The organism is Moorena sp. SIO3B2, from assembly GCF_010692525.1.
Classification (GTDB): domain Bacteria; phylum Cyanobacteriota; class Cyanobacteriia; order Cyanobacteriales; family Coleofasciculaceae; genus Moorena; species Moorena producens.
This window is the reverse complement of the sequence record NZ_JAAHHE010000122.1, coordinates 1-18561: the sequence shown is the minus strand read 5'-3', so window position 1 is coordinate 18561 and position 18561 is coordinate 1. Positions and strand designations below refer to the sequence as shown.

Genomic DNA, 18561 nt, shown 5'->3' with positions numbered 1-18561 from the left:
TGATAGAATAAGGGTAACATTTGCAACAGATAGGTCTTATTGACAATTTGAGACCTATCTTTTTCTATCACAGATCGTTACACTCTTGACGTATCAATCGTTTCAAGCCATATCGTCGCCCCCCCAGGTCATACCAAGTAGCGTTCAGGGCTGGGATCACATGAATTACTAGGGTTTCCCAAATTACCCATTTAGTAGGTAGGCATGATTAAACCGACTAATGGAACTAAATGATGTCAAGTTTTGTAAAACATCTAGAAATTCAATCTATGCCCTTGAGCCAGCATGTTTAGATAGATTTGTTTATATATAGTTACATAGCTGTATTGATTTGGGCTTACCTATTTAACTGTTACTAGTTATCGCTATACATTCGGTATCCAAAACCACAACCTTCTCTGTCTCGAAAACAGAACAGGAATCGATTACGTTAACAATTGCCGGAACAATGGCTTGTTTGAGTCGAGCTTGAGCTTCTGCTGCTACTGGTTGATACTGCATAATCCAGCGATTTTCAGCTATATATTGGGGATTAAATGCTTTCTTATCTAACAACCAAAAATCAATTTTGTACTGCCTAATAAACTGTTTAACTTCAGCTAAGTTTGGACTGTACTGGGCTTGAATTAAATCAATCGCTCTGTTGCGAAATTGGTTGTAATAGTTAGTATGATAGGGAATACCGTATTCTCTACTGACTAAGATTGACCGTCCAGAAAAGGTTGGCAAGAAATCGGCTTCCTTTGATAGTGAGGCAATTAGGATATCCTTTGATTGTTTAGCAAAGAATTCATAGAGGCCATGTTGCCTCCCAAGCTCATAGTTGGTTTTGGGGAAATTATGGAAACCAAGAGGAGACAAGATTAGAGCCATTCCCACGAGTGTAACGATCGCTCGTCCCAACACTGGTTTCCCTGGAATTAGAGGGAAGGCTACCGTCTGGCAAGCTTGAATAATAGCATCAAGTAATAGAGTTATAGCGATCGCAGCAGCTAAGACTAGCACAATTCGCAGACTATGCTTACTGTAACGGCTGGGTAGATGCAGTCGGAAAAGGACACCATGAGCCATAACGAACATGCCAACGGATACTAGAGCCAGTTGAGTCAGGAGTACCGTTTCCCCTTTGACTTTCTTCACTAACGGTAGCCATGAGGGAAATCGTAACAGGATAGGCAATAGTAAACCAGCACAGACAGCTATAGGTAAACGCTTTCTTCGGGGAAATAGACCACTGCGAGCATCTTCCAACCAGAAATGCCATGGGTTGTGATCGAAAAAGGCAACTCGCCCTCCTGGTTGGAATTCTGGCATTGTTTTGGCTTGCTGTGCGCTGATAATTGGACCATAGTCAGAAGTGGTCAAAGCATAGGGCAACAGGACGATGAATGCCACACCTAACCCAGCTGCACAAAACCAATAGTCATTCTTCTGGGAGGATAGTCTGATTTTACCCTCTCGCCAACGCAACAGTTTCAGCACCAGGACGCCACAACACAGGAAAACGCACTGAGGATAAAATAAACCCTGGAGGGTGATCACTACTAGACAGGGGATCAATGAGCGCCGTGATAGGTAGTATAAAAATGCTAGCAGCAGGGGATAAATGAACGCCCTAGGGGTTGCTGATACTAAATCATCGAGCATCCATAGGGTTTGATTTAGGAGCAAAGACGCAATAAATCCTGCGGCTGGGATGGGCAGCATTTGTAGACAAAGCCCGAAACAGTAACTAGTGGTAATCAACCCTAGCACCATCGGTAGTAGTTTATTCAATAAGAGGGGATTAATCCCAACAAATGCTATCAGCCGATAGAGGGTAGTATAGCCAGCAGGTGCTACAGATTGGAAGTAATTGGCAATCAGATCATCGGGAAATAAGCTGGGATCAAAAAACCGTTGCATCCAAAATACATGCTGTCTGGCATCATCTTGTACAATGTATTGATTACTAAAGGCTTCTTCGAGGGCAATCAGGCTGTAAACCATAGCAAATGCTAGGCTCAAGCTAAACCAAAATATTACTTGGTTTTTAGGGGGATTCGAGGCTGGGGGATTCATACTTTTTTGTGTTTGGGTAGAGATACTTAAAATGGGATAATGGAGTGACGATTATCGGTAAGTTTCTAGATTAAGTATTATTGTTAACAGTGAAATATTATCGTTAACAGTAATCAGGAAACGGTCAATAAAAAGCGATCAAGTACAATATCCAAATTAAACGAATACGAATCAATTACCTTTGTACTTTCCTGTATACTTTTCGGTGTACTTTTTTGTGTGATGGAAACCAAAAGATTAAAGCTAGGGAAATTACCTCAACCTCCCTTGCGACTATTATGCATTACCCTACTGCTCTTAGGTATAGTCTTTCGCTTAGCCAATCTCGACAGCAAAGTCTACTGGGGGGATGAAACTTTCAGCTCCTCTAGAATTGCTGGCTATTCAGCGGAAGAAATTATCGGGGATATCTACACAGGTCAAGTGATTAGCGCTACAGAATTACAAAAATACCAGACCCCTAATTCTGACCGTAGCCTCGCCAATACCTTACGAATTATAGGGGAAGAAGCGCCACAACACCCGCCAGTTTACTATATTTTAGCCCGATTCTGGGAACAATGGCTTGGTAATTCCCTAGCACTCAAGCGCACTTTACCTGCTTTGATTAGCTTGCTGGGATTACCCTGCCTCTACTGGTTGTGCTTAGAACTATTTGGGACATCCTTGACCCCATGGCTTGCCGTGTCCCTATTCGCTGTTTCACCAATCCATATTTTGTATGCCCAGGAAGTTCGGGAATATAGTCTGTGGACTGTGAGTGTCTTGCTATCGAGTGCTTCCCTATTACGAGCGATGCGAGTCAACAGTAGGGTGAGTTGGTGCATTTATGCCCTTTCTGTAGCGCTATCTTTCTACTCTCATTTATTTTCAGCACCGATTATCCTAGGTCACGGCATTTATGTCCTGATCATCGCAGGTTGGCAAAGGCGTCAACAAGTAATTGCTTACATCTCAGCGGTCACAGCAGCACTGCTGATATTTTCACCTTGGTTAGCTGTTTTCTTGGAAAACGAACCCAGAGCTAGCAAGGAATGGGGATGGGTGATTAAAGAATTACCCCCCCTCGATCTGGGTCGATATTGGCTGAAGAATCTACTCTACGGCTTTTTTGATGTACCCCTAGGGAAGGAGTACCCGTTTGACCTAACCTTTAGCTACACCCAGCCTAGAACTTACCTAGTGCTACCAATTGTGGGGCTAGTGATTTATGGGCTATATTTTCTCTGTCGCTATACTCCAAAACAAGTTTGGCTATTTGTTTTGCTCCTGATGGGATTTACTAGTCTACCCCTAGTGCTACCAGATGTGATTTCAGGAGGCATGCGCTCAACGATTGCTCGATATCAACTCCCAACCTACATCGGGATTCAACTCACTATTTCCTATTTACTCTCCACGAAACTCAGTAAGTTTTCGATTGGTATTTGGCAAAAACGTTTATGGCGATTGACTACAGTTATATTAGTCTCTTGTGGTGTGATCTCTGGTGTGCTGATTGTTCAAGCTGAAACCTGGTGGACGAAGTACAGTGATTACTATAATGCAGACGTTGCTAATATTATTAATCAGTCTCCTGCTCCCCTTGTACTAAGCGATAGTACTCACAATCGAATTCTATCCCTGAGCCATAAGCTTGACCCCAAGGTTCAATTACAACTCATCAAAAAAATCAAAAACGTTTCAGAAATACCTGAAGAAAAATTACCAAAAGTATCAGCTGAATTTACTGATATTTTTGTATTGGAAAATATTCCATCACCATCATTGCTACGCCCCAGTATGGAAAAACATAATAACTATAAGTTCAATCTGATATACGAAGGAAATATTGGCTTTAAAAAACGAAAAGTTCTGTTGTGGAAAAAAAATGATTAGATTGATTAGTCATTAGTCATGAGTGATTGGTCATTGGTCAAGTTGGTTTGACCTTTTGACTTTTGGTTTCACTGCACTAGCTTCCAGAGATGCTTGCGTTTATGAGCTGGTTTAACGTCATAGGGTGACTCATGTTCAAATTTTTGTCGCAGTTTTGGAGAAGGTCTATATAAGAAGACGTCACTGAAACTGGAAAAAACTGTTGGAGAATCCTTAGTTTTGATTAACTGTAAGGTCACGTTGGGCTCAAGTAAATAACTGAGAGACACTAATCGCATGATATCACTACTAATCACCAAGGGACGATTGGCTTCATTAATAATATGAGCTTCCTCAGGAGTATAATAGTTACTGTATTTATGCCACCAAGTTTCTGCTTGAGAACTAATGGCACAAGAGAGCACACCTGCTGAAATAACTGTAATAGCAACTAATCGCCATAGTTGTTGTGGTTTTCTCGTCTTACCATTAATGGTGTTAATTTTGTTAGCAAGGAGGTAAGCAACACCAAGTTGTATACCCAAGTAAGAAGGAATAAAATAGCGAGCCATGCTGGAACGCTGTCCTCCTAAAATTAAATCCTGAGCAATGGGAAACATCCCAACAACTGCGATCATGGTCAAGATAAATAACCAAACCCGCTCCTGACTATGACGACACAGAAAATATATAGAATAGCCTACGATAATTAAAATCAGGATATCAAAATAAATCAGTAAATGGTCGTAGTTAAACTTTAGGTCTCGACCTGACCGCACATCAAATAAGGGATTTTTATAGCCAATCTGGATATCGAAAAACACAGAACTAAGATTGATAAGCCAGCGGGTTATCAGTTTACCTATTGGAGTCTCTTTATCCGCCCAATCCCCCAATTCAATACCGTTTTCAATTACCAATATGAGCCAAGGTAAAAAGGCTATAATCCCGAAAAGCGAAGCTAATCCATACCTAACGACTTGTTTACTCAAACGAAATTTTTCGGTGATAACAACATAGATACTATGCCCAATAAAAACTAATCCAGAAAGCAAATAGCTGTACAGATTTAGAGAAACTGTTATGGCATAGATTACCCAACTGATCAGTGTGCTAAGACGCATCGCCCTAAGCAAGGCTATGCTGGAAAGCAATGTGGTCAATGTCCACAAGCTATATTGTCTAGCTTCCTGGGCATACAACACATGGAATGGAGAGACACAGAGCAATGCGATCGCAATCCATCCCGTTAAGGGAGACTCGAACAACTCCAAACAAAGCCAATAAATGCACGGCAAAGTCAACAGACTAATCAAGGCAGGTAAACTTCTCATCACCGTTACGGAATAACCGAACAATTTTGCCCAAAAGTGAGCCATCACAAAATATAACGGTGAATGTTGTGGCTCATGTAACGCTAACCCTTGGATCGTGTCACCTACATCTTTGTTATCATTAGGACGCTGATACTGCTGTAAATCTTTAACATTAATTTGACGACCATCAATTTCTTCGATAATTTCTGCTTTGGTATAGCCAGAAATTCGCAAGGATGTATAGGCTTCATCAATCCAATAGACTTTTTTGTCAATATTGACTAATCGAAAAACTATCCCCAGGAGTAAGATAATAAGAATTAAATACTTAGACCATTGACCAGATGTAGGTCGATGAAATTTTAGATGATTTCCCATGACTTATCGGGGTAGGGGTTATTAATTGGTGGCCTTTGAGCAGAGGTTAAGGATTGGATAAGCGTTGGGAAAATTAAGTTAGCCGTTTCAGGCAACACCAAATAGTAAAGCTTACCCCTCAGCAGCAGTATGGCAAGACTAAATTCATGGCCAGCACTTTCAAACCGTAGCCGAATCGTGATTTAAGACTGAAACTTGGAATTTAGGCAAGGGAGCAGTGAAAGCAATACCAAAGGCGGGATATGACGACTGGTAGTTATGCCTTAGTTAGAAAGATTATCAGGCAACGACACAGGATTAGCCATCGTATTGATCAGTAATTTACATATCTTGACATAAATTCGTTCTGTTCAATGAATTCTAGCAACTTACCTGTATTATGGAAGATAAAATCCATAAAAGTAACCCTGGGGAAGCATAGGATGATTTATCGGATGAATGACGTCAACAACTCACCGCTAAGTCTTGTCAGACTATAGCGGGAGCTTGTGAAAGCTCATAGTTGACCAGACTAAGACCTAGTAATGGTCTACGTTATTCGAGTCATAACACCTGTAGATGCGTGCCAGTCTTCAGCTCTGTTGTTAACAATTAAACATCTGTAGTGAGTTAAGGAAGTGTTGTTAACCTGAAAAGCTCTTATAACATTGTCGTTCGCGCAAGCGTGTGCTTTGCACAGGCAAACTTTACCCACTTGTGGAGTGTTCAAAGTAATGCGAGTGTTCGTGCTAGATAAAAACAAACAACCATTAGATCCATGCCATCCAGCACGGGCTAGGGAGTTACTTAAAAAAGGGAGGGCTAAAGTCTTTAAGCGTTATCCATTTACTATCATCCTGCAAGACAGGGATGTTGATAATTCTGTTACTCATCCACACAGAATCAAGATAGACCCTGGATCTAAAACAACCGGGATTGCCATCGTTCAGAAAAAAACTGGACGGGTCACAACCGCCTTGGAAGTTAATCACAGAGGACAGAATATCAAAAACTCTCTGGAATCCAGAAGAGCTTTAAGGCGAGGTAGGCGAAATAGAAAGACTCGTTACCGCAAACCTCGGTTTCTCAATCGAAAACGCCCAGAAGGGTGGCTGGCTCCATCGCTAATGAGTCGAGTATTTAATATTGAGACTTGGGTAAGACGGCTAAGGAAGCTGTGCCCAATAACCACCATATCTCAAGAATTAGTCCGGTTTGATACTCAAAAAATGCAAAACCCAGAAATATCGGGTGTAGAGTATCAACACGGTGAACTGTTTGGGTTTGAGGTGAAAGAATATCTGCTTGCCAAGTGGGGTCATAGCTGTGTTTACTGTGGAGCAGAGAACGTCCCCTTGGAGGTTGAACACATTACTCCAACATCTAAAGGAGGGACTAATAGAGTCAGCAACCTAACCTTGGCTTGTCGGCCTTGTAACCAGAAGAAAGGTAGCGATCCGATTGAGAAATTTTTACGTAAAAAGCCGGAACTTCTAAAGAAAATACTGGCCAAGGCTAAATCCCCCTTGAAAGATGCAGCAGCAGTTAACTCAACTCGCTGGGAAGTATGGAGGAGGCTGCAACTGACTGGATTACCTGTTGACACAGGTTCTGGTGGTCTGACTAAGTTCAATCGTCAAACCAGAGAGATTGAGAAAACCCATTGGACTGATGCTGCTTGTGTGGGTAAATCCACTCCTCAGACATTACTACTAAATGGAGTGAAACCGCTAATAGTTACAGCTAAAGGTCACGGGGTGCGCCAAAGATGTCGTCCAAATAAATATGGCTTTCCAAAGGCTCATGCACCTGCCGCTAAGTTTTTCAAAGGTTTCCAAACGGGCGATATTGTTAAAGCTGATATCAAGGGAGGGAAGTATGCCGGTCAATACACAGGACGAATAGCAATTCGCCATCGTCCTAGTTTTGCACTCTCTACTCCAGAAAAGAAAATTGATGTACATCCAAAGTATTTACGAACAATTTTCAAGGCTGACGGCTATGAATACGCGAGTCAAATTAATCAATGATTCGCGCTTGGCCATAGGCCACGCTACGCGAACGCTGGCCGTAGGCCACGCTACGCGAACAATTTATTCTCCTGCGGGAATTCCCCGGAGACGAAACCTTAGATAGTGGAGCCTTTAGAGTCAGTGGGCTATGCAGAAAAGGCTTAAATCTTTTTTAATAGCGATGCAGCGCGGTCTTGGGGAGGCAGTGCGGTCTTGGGGGTCTCCCCCATGACCGCACTGCCGTGGTTTCCCCCATGAGCGACTGCATCAAGACAAGGCTCCACTATCTTACGGTAACTTTAAACCCGCTAAAACTGACGTTTATAACGGGAGTCCCCTTCCCGTATTTAAGATGGATCAACGAAAGCTTTTATCACTGTTATGTCATGGCTCAATATTTTTTAGCTCTCTGGTGGTCTCTATTGCCATCCCGATAGTCATTTTTTTGGTCACCGAAGACTCAGTGGTCAAAGAAAATGCGAAAGAAGCTCTGAATTTTCACATTTGCCTTTATATATATGGGGTGATTTGTCTGATACTGACTGTGGTGATTATTGGGATTCCGCTGCTAATTATATTAGGGCTTGTCAGTCTAATTATGTCCATAATTGCCTTAGTCAAGGTGCTGGAAAATCCTAATCAGCCCTATCGCTATCCGTTTATTTTTCGGGTGCTTTGACATGCCATGGCATAATTGATACAACGTTTGGGAGATGACAGTATTGATAAGTTAGGGTAATTTATCGTCAAAGATTTTACTGACTATTCCGAATCATGAAGCGATCGCTTGTCCGTATTTCCGTATTCATATCATTACTAGGGTTTACTCCATCTCCTGGTATAGCAGCTCCCCCTAGAACTCCAGACCAAACCGAATCGTGTGAAATCTTAGTGATTGGAGGTGGATTGGCTGGTGCGGCGGCTGCCTATGAAGGCTTATTGGCAGGGCAAACGGTGTGCTTGACTGAGATTACCGACTGGGTAGGGGGACAAATTTCTGCCCAGGGAACCTCTGCTCTGGATGAACGACCCACTCAGCGATCGCGTTTATTCTATCCTAAGGGCTATCTAGAATTACGCGATCGCATTAAACGCTACTACCGTCAACTCAATCCTGGGGACTGCTGGGTAAGTGAATCCTGTTTTCTACCCCGTGATGCTCACCAAATCCTGTTTAATATTTTACGAAAGGCGGCCAAACGGGGAAAAGGGAGATTAAAATGGTTTCCCTCTACTGTAGTTAAGGAACTAGAGATTAGCGCCGATGGCAAAACCATTGACAGTGTGATTGCTATTCAACACAAAAGTACTGCTGATGCTCCTGGCCTGAACACCTTTCCCCTATCTCAAACCATTGAAGATTGGTATAGCTACCAGAATTCCTCCCGCTTTGAGAAAAGCATTTTGCGCATTGTCCCCCAACAGAGCCAAGACAATAGTTCTAATTGGTACATTATCGACGCAACAGAAACTGGTGAAATTATTGCCCTAGCTGACGTTCCCTACCGGTTGGGGATTGACTCCCGCTCCTACCTAAACCCCTCCGCATCTAGTGCTACTGACGACCTCTATTGCACCCAAGGCTTTACCTACACCTTTGCCATGGAGCAAACCAAGGAGCCTCAAACCCAAGAAATGCCTTCGTTTTACCCGCAATACCAACCCTACTACAGCTATGAATTACAGCGGCTAGCTGACTTTGAAGGAGTATTCACCTATCGGCGAATTTGGAGTTCTAAGCGGGGTAAACGGATCCGATGGGGGGTTACTGCTCCAACTCCGGGGGACATTTCAATGCAAAACTGGACATGGGGTAATGATTATCGTCCTGGCACTTCAGAAGATAATCTAGTGTACACCCGTCGCCAATTACGAACCAGTGGTCAACTGGCTCCCGGTGGTTGGATGGGAGGCTTGCGTACGGAAAGTCTACGTAAAGGAGAAGAAAACGCTCTCGGTTATTACTATTGGCTAGTGGCAGGGACTACCGACTCCCAGCTTGGGGATGGGGTAAAAGAACCTCATCCCAATCACCGCTATCTAACCGGGTTAGATTCTCCGATGGGGACAATGCATGGGTTGTCTAAGTATCCCTATATCAGGGAAGGGAGGCGGATTATTGGACGCCCTTCCTTTGGCTATCCTCAAGGCTTTACTATATCAGAAGTGGATATTTCCCGCCGTGACTACCAGGATGAGTATTATCGGCAGACTCTCTCACCAGACGAATATCGCCGCTTGTGGGCAGTATTGGCTGGATTAGAAGCACCCTCTGTGATTCAAGGTAAAATCCAGCCAGATCAAGTCAGCCAACGCAGTCGCTCTACTATCTATCCTGATTCTGTGGGTATTGGTCACTATGCCATCGACTTTCATCCTTGTATGACCTTAAGTCCAGCAGAAACCCCAGGAAACACCGAGCGTCAAGGGGAACGGCGGGGAGCAGGTCAAGCCTATCCGTTCCAAATTCCCCTGCGAGCGATAATTCCCCAGAAAATTGACAACCTATTAGTAGCAGGTAAAAGTATTGCTACCAGTCACATTGCCGCTGCTGCTTATCGCGTGCATTCCTTTGAATGGTCATCCGGTGCTGCTGCTGGTACAACCGCTGCTTTTTCCTTAGAAACTGGGATAGCACCTTACCAGCTTGTACAAGAACCCCTCTTCCAACAAACCCAACTCCAAGCTCTACGCCAGCAGTTAGAAAAAAACGGTAATCCCACCGCTTTCCCAGACACGTCCATTTTTAATCAAAATTGGGAGGATTGGCGTTAAAGGGACACAGTTTACTAATAGTAATTATCTTTAGTAGGCTACGTTTTTACATACATTGATAATGGCTCTTCCATAGATATTATGCTAAATAACCGCCCAAATCAATTATCGCCTTACTGGGCAATTATTTGACTTTATAAACAGTTTTTTTAACTGTTAAAGTAATTCCCAGTAAAGCTTTCAGCATAAGGGAAATTAAAATTAGCATCAACTTGTAACAAAGAGCATTTATTATCTGTTTCTCAATAGTAATAAGTCATGATTGTGCCATGACTTATTACTATGATGAATTAGCGACAATAATGCTAAAGATAGTTAGTTAGTTAGTAATTGGTCATTGGTAATTAGACTACTATTCCCTATTCCCTATTCCCAGAAGGTATTTGTAGCCAACATTCAATAGCCCGATGGTAGTTTTGATAGCGGGTTGATTAACCTGACTTAATATTATTTGCCGACCAACTTCACCATTCCAATCCCACCAAAATATAGACCAAGTACAGCACCCCCCAGTAAACTTTGAGTGAGAGGATCTGTCGAAGGAGTCAGCACTGCTCCCAAGATAGCTGCTCCTAGGACAACCGTGCGCCAACCAGAAAGCATTTGCTTGGAAGAAACAATTCCCAAAAATCCCAGTAACATTTGAATAACTGGGATTTGAAATGCCAAGCCAGTACTAAACATCAACAGTAAGACAAATTCAAAATACTTATCAATTGACCACAACTGCTCTACTACATCTGCTCCGTAACTGATAAAGAAATTCAGAGCAGCAGGAATTAGAGCAATGTAGGCAAATACCAAGCCTAGGAAAAACAGAACCGTTGAGCCTAAAACCACAGGTCCAATGAAGCGTCGCTCCCGGCGAGTCAACCCTGGTAAAACAAATAGAAGGATTTGGTAAAGAATAAAAGGACTAGCCACCAGTAAGCCACTATAGCCAGCCACTTTCAAGGACACAAAAAAGTATTCCCCTGGAGCCAGTTGCAGAAACTTGACCCCCCTAGCTGGAATTTCCAGCAACTGAACAATCGGCTTAACTGCGACAAAGCAGCCAGCCATGGACAAAAATACAGCAATCAGCGAGTAAAAAATCCGCTTTCGCAACTCCTCTAAATGGTCGAACAGAGACATCTCGACATCATTAGGTACCTCGTCGAGATAGGTCTCAGGGTCTTTGAGAGTATCCAAACTTTCCTGGGGAGGAGTATCTAACTCAGAAGGCGTCATGGATTTTGATTGGCTTAGGGAACGTTCACTATTGTATCTTCTTGTATCTTCCAACGATTGTGTGGGGATAATTCAAACTCGACGATAAACGCGATAGTTAATCTTGGGAAAGATATTGTCAATCTCCTCGACCTTCTCCAGCCAGCCTGCATCAATCTTGCCCAGCTTGATATCATCGTAAAGCTTATTAAACCGCATCAAATGCGATCGCGTTCGTCTAACTGCATAAGGAACCATTGTCTCGGTGCGCATAATAAATGCCCAGTCTGACGATTGCGCTAGTAGTAACTCTCGCGCTGCTTGATTTAATGCCTTCCACTCCAACTCGTCTGTAGCTTCCAACTTTGACAGCTCAATCATCCGTTCTGTGGCTTTGTGCAGATGAGGGTAAATCCAGGTATTGGTTTCATTGAGCCAGTATTCATGGAACCCCTGATACCCCCAGCTAGATTGAGAAGGCTTACAGACTTGTTGGATCGGATGATTCCGCAAATAATCTGCCAAATGAGTCATTTCATAGGTGTTCTGGTCATACCACGACTTACGGAGCAAGACATCCAGAAACCAAGGACCTTCGTACCACCAGTGACCAAATAACTCTGCGTCATAGGGAGACACCACAATTGGAGAACGCTCTATTATTGCTGCTAGATGTTTAACCTGCTGCTGGCGATTAAACATGAAATTTCCAGCATGTTCCGCAGCTTTGTCTTTTGCCCAATACGGATCATACAGTTGCTTTTCCCCTAATCCTGTACCACGGTCTGTAATTTTGTGATACTTTATACCCGTATTCTTCCGCTTTCCATGGGGCATAATATAAGGTTTAATGTAATTATAATCTGCTTCCCAGCCTAAATCCTTGTAAAATTCCCGATATACTGGATCCCCTGGATACCCGACTTCCGAGGACCACACCTGCTGGGATGACTCATGGTCACGACCAAATGCAGCAACTCCTGTCTCAGTATAAATGGGGGCATAGGTACCAAAACGTGGTCGGGGACGAGCGTAGAGAATACCATGACTATCCATCATAAAATAGCGCAAACCAGCATCTGCTAGCATCTCCTCCATCCCTTCGTAGTAAGCGCATTCCGGTAACCAGATGCCCTTGGGCGGACAGCCAAAGTTTTGCTCATAATGTTCACAAGCCACCCGAATTTGAGCCCAAACTGCTTGGGGATACATCTTCATCAGAGGAAAATAGCCATGGGTAGCACCGCAGGTGATAATTTCCAGGTTATTACTGTCTAAAAATTTTTTAAATCCCTTGACTAAATCCCTTTCATAGTGTATCCATGTTTGGCGAATAGTGCTGAACTCTTGAACATAATGTTGGGCTAGGTAACGGATATGACCATTATGCTGATTATGCTCAACCTCCTTCTTGGCTAGTTCTTCGAGCAGTGACAGATGGCGCTCATAACGTTCTTGTAGTAGTGGATCCCGTAGCATTGACACTAAAGTTGGTGTCATACTCATGGTTATTTTGAAGTCAATCCCATCCCGCTTTAATCCCTCAAAAACATGTAGTAGGGGAATATAGGTTTCAGTAATGGCTTCAAATAGCCACTCTTCTTCTAGAACATAATCACTTTCTGGATGCCTAACAAACGGTAAATGGGCGTGAAGGACAAGAGCAACGTAGCCAATAGCCATGATCAAGTAGCAGCCGTGGATAGGTTTTTAAAGGAGAACTGACGCAATCCGCGATAATGTTACATTATTTTAAGATTTTAGTCTCAAATAGACCGGGAAAGTGGCAGAAAAGGGCTGGTTAGTACCGAGACTATAAAATAATAAAATAGATATTAAATTGTAAGGAAGCACACATCACCAACAAAAAATAACAAATCTTAGTCTTATTCCAGCCTTATTGGTTAAGAGTGCTAACACCAAATTGCATGCAGGCAGCTACACAAACACACACGAACTCCCCAACCTTTCTACAACTGCTGCTGTTTGTCGATGAACGTCCCGGTTCCCGTAAACAGCTCCAGTCTATCCACCATTATCTGGAAACTCTCAAGACAGAGTATCCCTTTGAACTAAAGGTTGTGGATGTTGGGGAACAACCCTATCTAGCTGAACATTTTAAGCTAGTAGCAACCCCAGCACTGATTAAGATTAATCCGAAACCCAAACAAACCCTTGCAGGTAGTAATCTAGTTGCCCAGCTGAAGAGCTGGTGGCCCCGCTGGCAACGCTCTATAGAAGAAAACCAAACCCAACTTACCCAAGGATTCCCTTTACAACCAACTGTTCGCTCATCTAACTCCTCGGCTGAGACATCACCAGAGACAGCTGGTTCCCTAGCTTGTGCCTTGGAACTGATTCGACTATCCGACGAACTATTTCGCCTGAAGAAAGATAGAGAAGAATTGCTTGAGCAGCTGCAATTTAAAGACCAAGTCATATCGATGTTAGCTCACGACTTGCGTAGTCCTTTGACAGCAGTATCCATTGCGTTGGACACCCTACAGCTAGAGCAACCAGTAGCCCAGAATGTTAGAAAACCTGGGCTGACGCCACAGCTAAAGGAACGGCTGTTTGAGCAAGCTCGTAATCAATTGCGCACTATCAACCGGATGGTGGTGGATCTGCTGCAAGCTAGGAAGGGAAGTAATGCTGAATTCAACATCCGACCTCATAAACTGAATTTGGGCAGACTTTGCCAAGACGTTCTAGTTCAGATGCACGAACAGTTTCAGCTCAAAGCTCAACTTGTGCAAACCGACATCCCGCAAGACTTGCCTCCTGTCTACGGCGATGAAGAATTGGTGCGTCAGGTGCTAATTAACCTGCTGGATAATGCCATTAAGTATACTCCCAAAGGGGGGAAAATTGCTGTCTCTACCATCCACCGTACTACCCAGAAAGTTCAAGTCAGCGTTTGCGATGATGGTCCTGGTATACCACAAGAAAATCGCGATCGCATTTTTGAAGACCACTTCCGCCTTAAACGAGACGAAGCTATAGAAGGCTATGGGTTGGGCTTAGCCCTATGTCAAAAGATTATCCGTGCCCACTATGGTCGCATTTGGGTTGATTCACCTATCAAGGGTGGCAGCTGTTTTAACTTCACCTTACCGATTTATCGATAGCAAATGGGGTTGAAGGTTGAAGTTTGTTCCCGTAGCGTGGCCTATTGGCCAAGTTTGAAGTTTGTTCCCGTAGCGTGGCCTATTGGCCAAGGTTGAAGGTTGAAAGCGCTTTAGCAGTTGAACCGATCAGGTAATCGCTGTTCAGTCTTGAGAGCGCAAAGCCGCAATAATTTGAGTATTGGCTTTGGGGAAGGGGAACTGATCTACTTCATCTAAGGTGACCCAGCGAATCTCATCACATTCAATGGGTTGCGGAACACCACTGAGATGGCGACAGTGGTGTACACTTAGCACAACACGAAAGTGGCTGTAGGCGTGATTGATTGTGATCAGGTGTTCACCAACCTCAATCTCAATGCCCAATTCTTCCTGAATTTCGCGTTTAATACATTCCGGAACAGTTTCACCAAGCTCAATTTTGCCACCAGGAAACTCCCAAAGACCACCCAATAAGCCTTTTGCAGGTCGGCGGTCGATTAGAATTTGTCCCTGGTCGTTCCAGATTACAGCAACACCGATATTTTTTGTGGGTAGGGGAGAAGATGGTTCTCGCATAGGTATTTCAGATTGAATACCATGATTGTAAGCCTGACAGTAAGATTTCCAGGGACAATCAGGGCAATTGGGAGTTTTCCGAGTACAGATAGTTGCTCCCAAATCCATTATTCCGTAGGTTTTACTCTCGAGGATGTTGATGATCCAGTAAGGCTTCTGATCGCTTCCATAATTGTTGAGTGGCTTTGGCAGGTGGTATCGACAATGCTACCAATCGTGCTAGTACTCGTTTAACATTACCATCGAGAATAGCCACTGGCTGATTGAAGGCAGCGCTGAGAATACCACCTGCTGTTGTTCTACCAATCCCTGATAATGCTAAGACCTGACTCAGCTGTTGGGGAAAAACACCACCATGAGACTGCATAATTACTTTAGCGCAGGCGTGCAAGTTGCGAGCACGGGAGTAATATCCCAGACCTTCCCAAGCTTTGAGGACTTGCTGTAAGTCAGCAGATGCTAGATGTTCGAGGGTGGGAAATTGCTCCATCCAGCGGTGATAGTAGGGAATGACCGTTTTGACCTGGGTCTGCTGTAGCATAATTTCAGACACCCAGATGCTATAGGGTTCCCAACTTCGTCGCCAAGGTAAATCTCGACCAGCTCTGGCATACCAGTCCAAGAGTGATCTTCTTTGTTCCTCAATAATGGAAACCGACAGACTCAGGTGATGTCTGCCGATATTCGATTGGGCATTTTCTCTCAAAAATCTATAGATTCAGCCCTTTTAGGCCAAGGTTTGACTAATTTTCCTCCACAGATTGAGATTCAGCTATTTGCAAAGATTTGTCAAAAACCATACGTTGTTCAGCGTTCCTAAGGAAATAGCCGCTAACCATGGCTGAAGCCAAAAGGCGACCTAGATTCTCACGGCTAGTACTGATAGTTACACCAAAGTCTTGGGAAGGCAAGTTTCCCAACATTCCCATAATATTGTTTTCCATCACCTGATAGACTTCCGAAGACGTTGGTCTAGACAGCTGGGTAATGGTTTCTGGACTCATCGATTGAACATACTGCCAGAGTAAATTATTGTCAGAATCTTTATCAAAGAACTCAGGAACATGATTGGGATTGGATGCGTTATTCACCGTTTTACCTCCTAGCGATGGCTAATTCCGGTTTTTCTACTAGAGTCGGCAGCCAATGATGATGTTTATCTGTTTAGCTCTACTGCTTCGTATTTCTAATTACTTTAACAGGCAAATGACCATGGCAAAGTGGGTGGAACCGAACCATCTAGGATCTGATTTTCTCACCTATTGGTCATTAGTCATTGGTGATTGTGAGTCATGAGTCATGAGTCATGACTCATGACTCATGACTAAACCGACTCAGCACAAATTAACTAGCTGGGATATATTCCCGCATATCCCCTTGACGCTTACGAAGTTTAGCGATCGCTTCTCGTTCGATTTGTCGCACTCGTTCACGGCTGATGTTGAGGTGTTGACCAATTTTGGCTAATGTCATCGGTTCGACCTCTGCCAAGCCATAACGGAGTCTCAACACCTGCCTCTGCTGCGGTGTCAAATCATCCATGAATTTCTCTAAGTCTAGCTGCATTAACGATTGATTCACAAAGTCTTCTGGTCCAGGACCGGTGTCTTCGAGCAACTCAACCAATTCTGTATCTTTGTTATCCCCCACTCGCAACTCCAAAGAGAGGGGTTGACGTGCTTGCTCGAAGTACTCTCGCAATTGATCAGGTGTGAGGTTCAACTCAATTGCCAATTCTGAGATAGTAGCTGTTCGTCCCAGCTTTTGGGAAAGTTGGCGCTGGGCTTTTTTGATTTTGTTTAACTTCTCAGTAATATGGATAGGAAGGCGAATCGTGCGCCCTTTTTCTGCGATCGCACGAGTAATTGCCTGCCTTATCCACCAGTAGGCGTAGGTAGAAAAACGATAGCCTTTGGTAGGGTCAAATTTTTCTACACCCCGCTGCAAGCCGATGGTTCCCTCTTGAATCAAGTCCAGCAACTCGAGATTACGCTTAATGTATTTCTTTGCCACTGCCACCACCAATCGCAAATTGGCTTCCACCATCTTGCGTTTAGCGGATTCACCAACAGCGATGCTAGACTTTAACTGAGAATCCGTTAGGCAAGATGCTGTTGCCCACTCAGAAAACGTAGGTTCACGACCCAGCTGTTGGACAAGGGACTCTTTGACTTCCTTTAAGGTTGTTAACTGCTTAACCTTTTTCCCGTAAGAAATTTCCTGCTCATGGGTCAGTAATGGTACACGACCAATTTCCTTTAAATAGGTACGAACTAAATCTGTAGAGTCCTGAGCGGTTTTCATTGAATTCGATGGCGTTATCAGTGAGATTTAAATTAAGAAAATTAAAGCAGACCCTGCTGGTTTTCCAAACCAGATGATAAGCTTTGTGGGATTCCAGTTAAATCATTTTCATAAAATTAACATAACTTAACTAAATTCCCGAAGAGGGTGTAAGGTAACATGACCCAAACTGTTTGGATTGCCAGACACGGAAACCGCCTTGACTTTGTTAACCCCGAATGGTTCAACAAGGCAGAGCGACCCTATGATCCACCCCTTTCAATAGATGGTGAACTGCAAGCAGCGCAACTGGGTCAACGCCTTGTAGGAAAAGGAATTCGGCATATATTCGCCTCACCGTTTTTACGAACTGTCCAAACGGCTAACCAAGTCGCAGAAATTCTGGATTTACCCATTAAGCTAGAGTTGGGTTTAAGTGAATGGCTCAATCCTGAGTGGATGGCAACTGAACCAGAAAGACTGCCTAATGAAGTATTGCACAAGCAGTTTCAGCGAATTGACACCAGTTATACTTCCTGTGTAATCCCTGAATATCCAGAAACAAGTGTTGCTTTACTGAAACGAACAGGTGAAACTGCACAACGTATCACCGCTCAATTTTCAGAAGACTTACTACTGGTTGGTCACGGACCATCAGTAGTTGGAACCACTCAGGGACTAGTCGGTGCCACACAAGACATTAAAGCATCCTTGTGCTGTTTAGTTAAACTAGTGCGCCAAGAAAAACAGTGGGTGATGGAACTGAATGGAGATACCTCTCACCTGAGTAAGACAGAAGATGTCATCCGGTTTAATTGAAGGGTATAAGCTTCCATAACATACGAAGGTTTTTTTGTCAATAGTCTACAGCCATAGTCTCCTATTAAACTAAGCCAGTGAGTCACCCCACTGACTCGTCTTCAAAACCGGACGTGAGACTTTCACCTCATCCGGCTCCTCATCAAACGGAACCATTGTCATTGGTACCTCTAAAACGGGTTTTCATCT

Annotated in this window: 13 protein-coding genes and 1 pseudogene; 7 read left to right on the top strand and 7 right to left on the bottom strand. The window is 43.6% G+C overall.

Annotated features, from left to right (window positions below; all coding sequences use genetic code 11):
- Positions 1–345 precede the first annotated feature (345 nt).
- A complete protein-coding gene (locus F6K38_RS22315; RefSeq protein WP_008189495.1) occupies positions 346–2061 on the bottom strand; it encodes a hypothetical protein in 1716 nt (571 codons plus the stop codon).
- A gap of 222 nt (positions 2062–2283) precedes the next feature.
- On the opposite strand from F6K38_RS22315, the gene F6K38_RS22310 reads away from it, so the two are divergent.
- Entirely contained in the window at positions 2284–3939 is a 1656-nt protein-coding gene (locus F6K38_RS22310; RefSeq protein ID WP_008189498.1) for a glycosyltransferase family 39 protein, read from the top strand.
- Between the two features lie 68 nt (positions 3940–4007).
- On the opposite strand, the gene F6K38_RS22305 is transcribed toward F6K38_RS22310, so the two are convergent.
- On the bottom strand, positions 4008–5612 hold the full coding sequence (locus F6K38_RS22305) for a glycosyltransferase family 39 protein (RefSeq protein WP_287357470.1): 1605 nt from the start codon (positions 5610–5612) through the stop codon (positions 4008–4010).
- Between the two features lie 713 nt (positions 5613–6325).
- Between F6K38_RS22305 and iscB the strand changes: the two genes are divergently transcribed.
- From iscB to F6K38_RS22285, 4 genes are all read left to right on the top strand, one after another.
- Entirely contained in the window at positions 6326–7621 is a 1296-nt protein-coding gene (gene iscB, locus F6K38_RS22300; protein ID WP_287357468.1) for an RNA-guided endonuclease IscB, read from the top strand.
- Positions 7593–7727, top strand: coding sequence for a hypothetical protein (locus F6K38_RS22295; protein WP_287256262.1), 135 nt, complete (start codon positions 7593–7595; stop codon positions 7725–7727). Before iscB ends, F6K38_RS22295 begins: the two co-directional genes overlap by 29 nt.
- A 228-nt stretch (positions 7728–7955) precedes the next feature.
- Positions 7956–8282, top strand: a complete 327-nt coding sequence (locus tag F6K38_RS22290) for a DUF4870 domain-containing protein (protein ID WP_044495225.1) — start codon at positions 7956–7958, stop codon at positions 8280–8282.
- Between the two features lie 95 nt (positions 8283–8377).
- Positions 8378–10378, top strand: coding sequence for an FAD-dependent oxidoreductase (locus tag F6K38_RS22285; RefSeq protein ID WP_287357466.1), 2001 nt, complete (start codon positions 8378–8380; stop codon positions 10376–10378).
- 447 nt (positions 10379–10825) lie between these two features.
- Here F6K38_RS22285 and tatC read toward each other — a convergent pair whose 3' ends face one another.
- Positions 10826–11608, bottom strand: coding sequence for a twin-arginine translocase subunit TatC (gene tatC / locus F6K38_RS22280; RefSeq protein ID WP_287252289.1), 783 nt, complete (start codon positions 11606–11608; stop codon positions 10826–10828).
- A gap of 72 nt (positions 11609–11680) precedes the next feature.
- Positions 11681–13270, bottom strand: a complete 1590-nt coding sequence (locus F6K38_RS22275) for a glycoside hydrolase family 57 protein (protein WP_008189510.1) — start codon at positions 13268–13270, stop codon at positions 11681–11683.
- Between the two features lie 227 nt (positions 13271–13497).
- Between F6K38_RS22275 and F6K38_RS22270 the strand changes: the two genes are divergently transcribed.
- Positions 13498–14715, top strand: a complete 1218-nt coding sequence (locus F6K38_RS22270; protein ID WP_438941762.1) for a histidine kinase — start codon at positions 13498–13500, stop codon at positions 14713–14715.
- A 141-nt stretch (positions 14716–14856) separates the two neighbouring features.
- On the opposite strand, the pseudogene mutY reads toward F6K38_RS22270, so the two are convergent.
- The 3 genes and pseudogenes from mutY to F6K38_RS22250 form a co-directional block, all read right to left on the bottom strand.
- Positions 14857–15931: pseudogene (gene mutY / locus F6K38_RS44350) on the bottom strand (A/G-specific adenine glycosylase).
- Positions 15932–16013: 82 nt separating this feature from the next.
- A complete protein-coding gene (locus F6K38_RS22255) occupies positions 16014–16361 on the bottom strand; it encodes a DUF760 domain-containing protein (RefSeq protein WP_008189517.1) in 348 nt (115 codons plus the stop codon).
- A 253-nt stretch (positions 16362–16614) separates the two neighbouring features.
- Positions 16615–17574, bottom strand: a complete 960-nt coding sequence (locus F6K38_RS22250; protein WP_008189520.1) for an RNA polymerase sigma factor, RpoD/SigA family — start codon at positions 17572–17574, stop codon at positions 16615–16617.
- Positions 17575–17733: 159 nt separating this feature from the next.
- Between F6K38_RS22250 and F6K38_RS22245 the strand changes: the two genes are divergently transcribed.
- Positions 17734–18372 (top strand): histidine phosphatase family protein, encoded by a 639-nt coding sequence (locus F6K38_RS22245; protein ID WP_008189522.1) that lies wholly within the window; start codon positions 17734–17736, stop codon positions 18370–18372.
- Positions 18373–18561 lie beyond the last annotated feature (189 nt).

Bases quoted from the DNA above. Each gene is read 5' to 3' on its own strand.
- F6K38_RS22315 (WP_008189495.1), bottom strand. From the start codon at position 2,061: ATGAATCCCCCAGCCTCGAATCCCCCTAAAAACCAAGTAATATTTTGG.
- F6K38_RS22310 (WP_008189498.1), top strand. From the start codon at position 2,284: ATGGAAACCAAAAGATTAAAGCTAGGGAAATTACCTCAACCTCCCTTG.
- F6K38_RS22285 (WP_287357466.1), top strand. From the start codon at position 8,378: ATGAAGCGATCGCTTGTCCGTATTTCCGTATTCATATCATTACTAGGG.
- F6K38_RS22250 (WP_008189520.1), bottom strand. From the start codon at position 17,574: ATGAAAACCGCTCAGGACTCTACAGATTTAGTTCGTACCTATTTAAAG.
- F6K38_RS22305 (WP_287357470.1), bottom strand. From the start codon at position 5,612: ATGGGAAATCATCTAAAATTTCATCGACCTACATCTGGTCAATGGTCT.
- F6K38_RS22275 (WP_008189510.1), bottom strand. From the start codon at position 13,270: ATGGCTATTGGCTACGTTGCTCTTGTCCTTCACGCCCATTTACCGTTT.
- F6K38_RS22290 (WP_044495225.1), top strand. From the start codon at position 7,956: ATGGATCAACGAAAGCTTTTATCACTGTTATGTCATGGCTCAATATTT.
- iscB (WP_287357468.1), top strand. From the start codon at position 6,326: ATGCGAGTGTTCGTGCTAGATAAAAACAAACAACCATTAGATCCATGC.
- F6K38_RS22295 (WP_287256262.1), top strand. From the start codon at position 7,593: ATGAATACGCGAGTCAAATTAATCAATGATTCGCGCTTGGCCATAGGC.
- tatC (WP_287252289.1), bottom strand. From the start codon at position 11,608: ATGACGCCTTCTGAGTTAGATACTCCTCCCCAGGAAAGTTTGGATACT.
- F6K38_RS22245 (WP_008189522.1), top strand. From the start codon at position 17,734: ATGACCCAAACTGTTTGGATTGCCAGACACGGAAACCGCCTTGACTTT.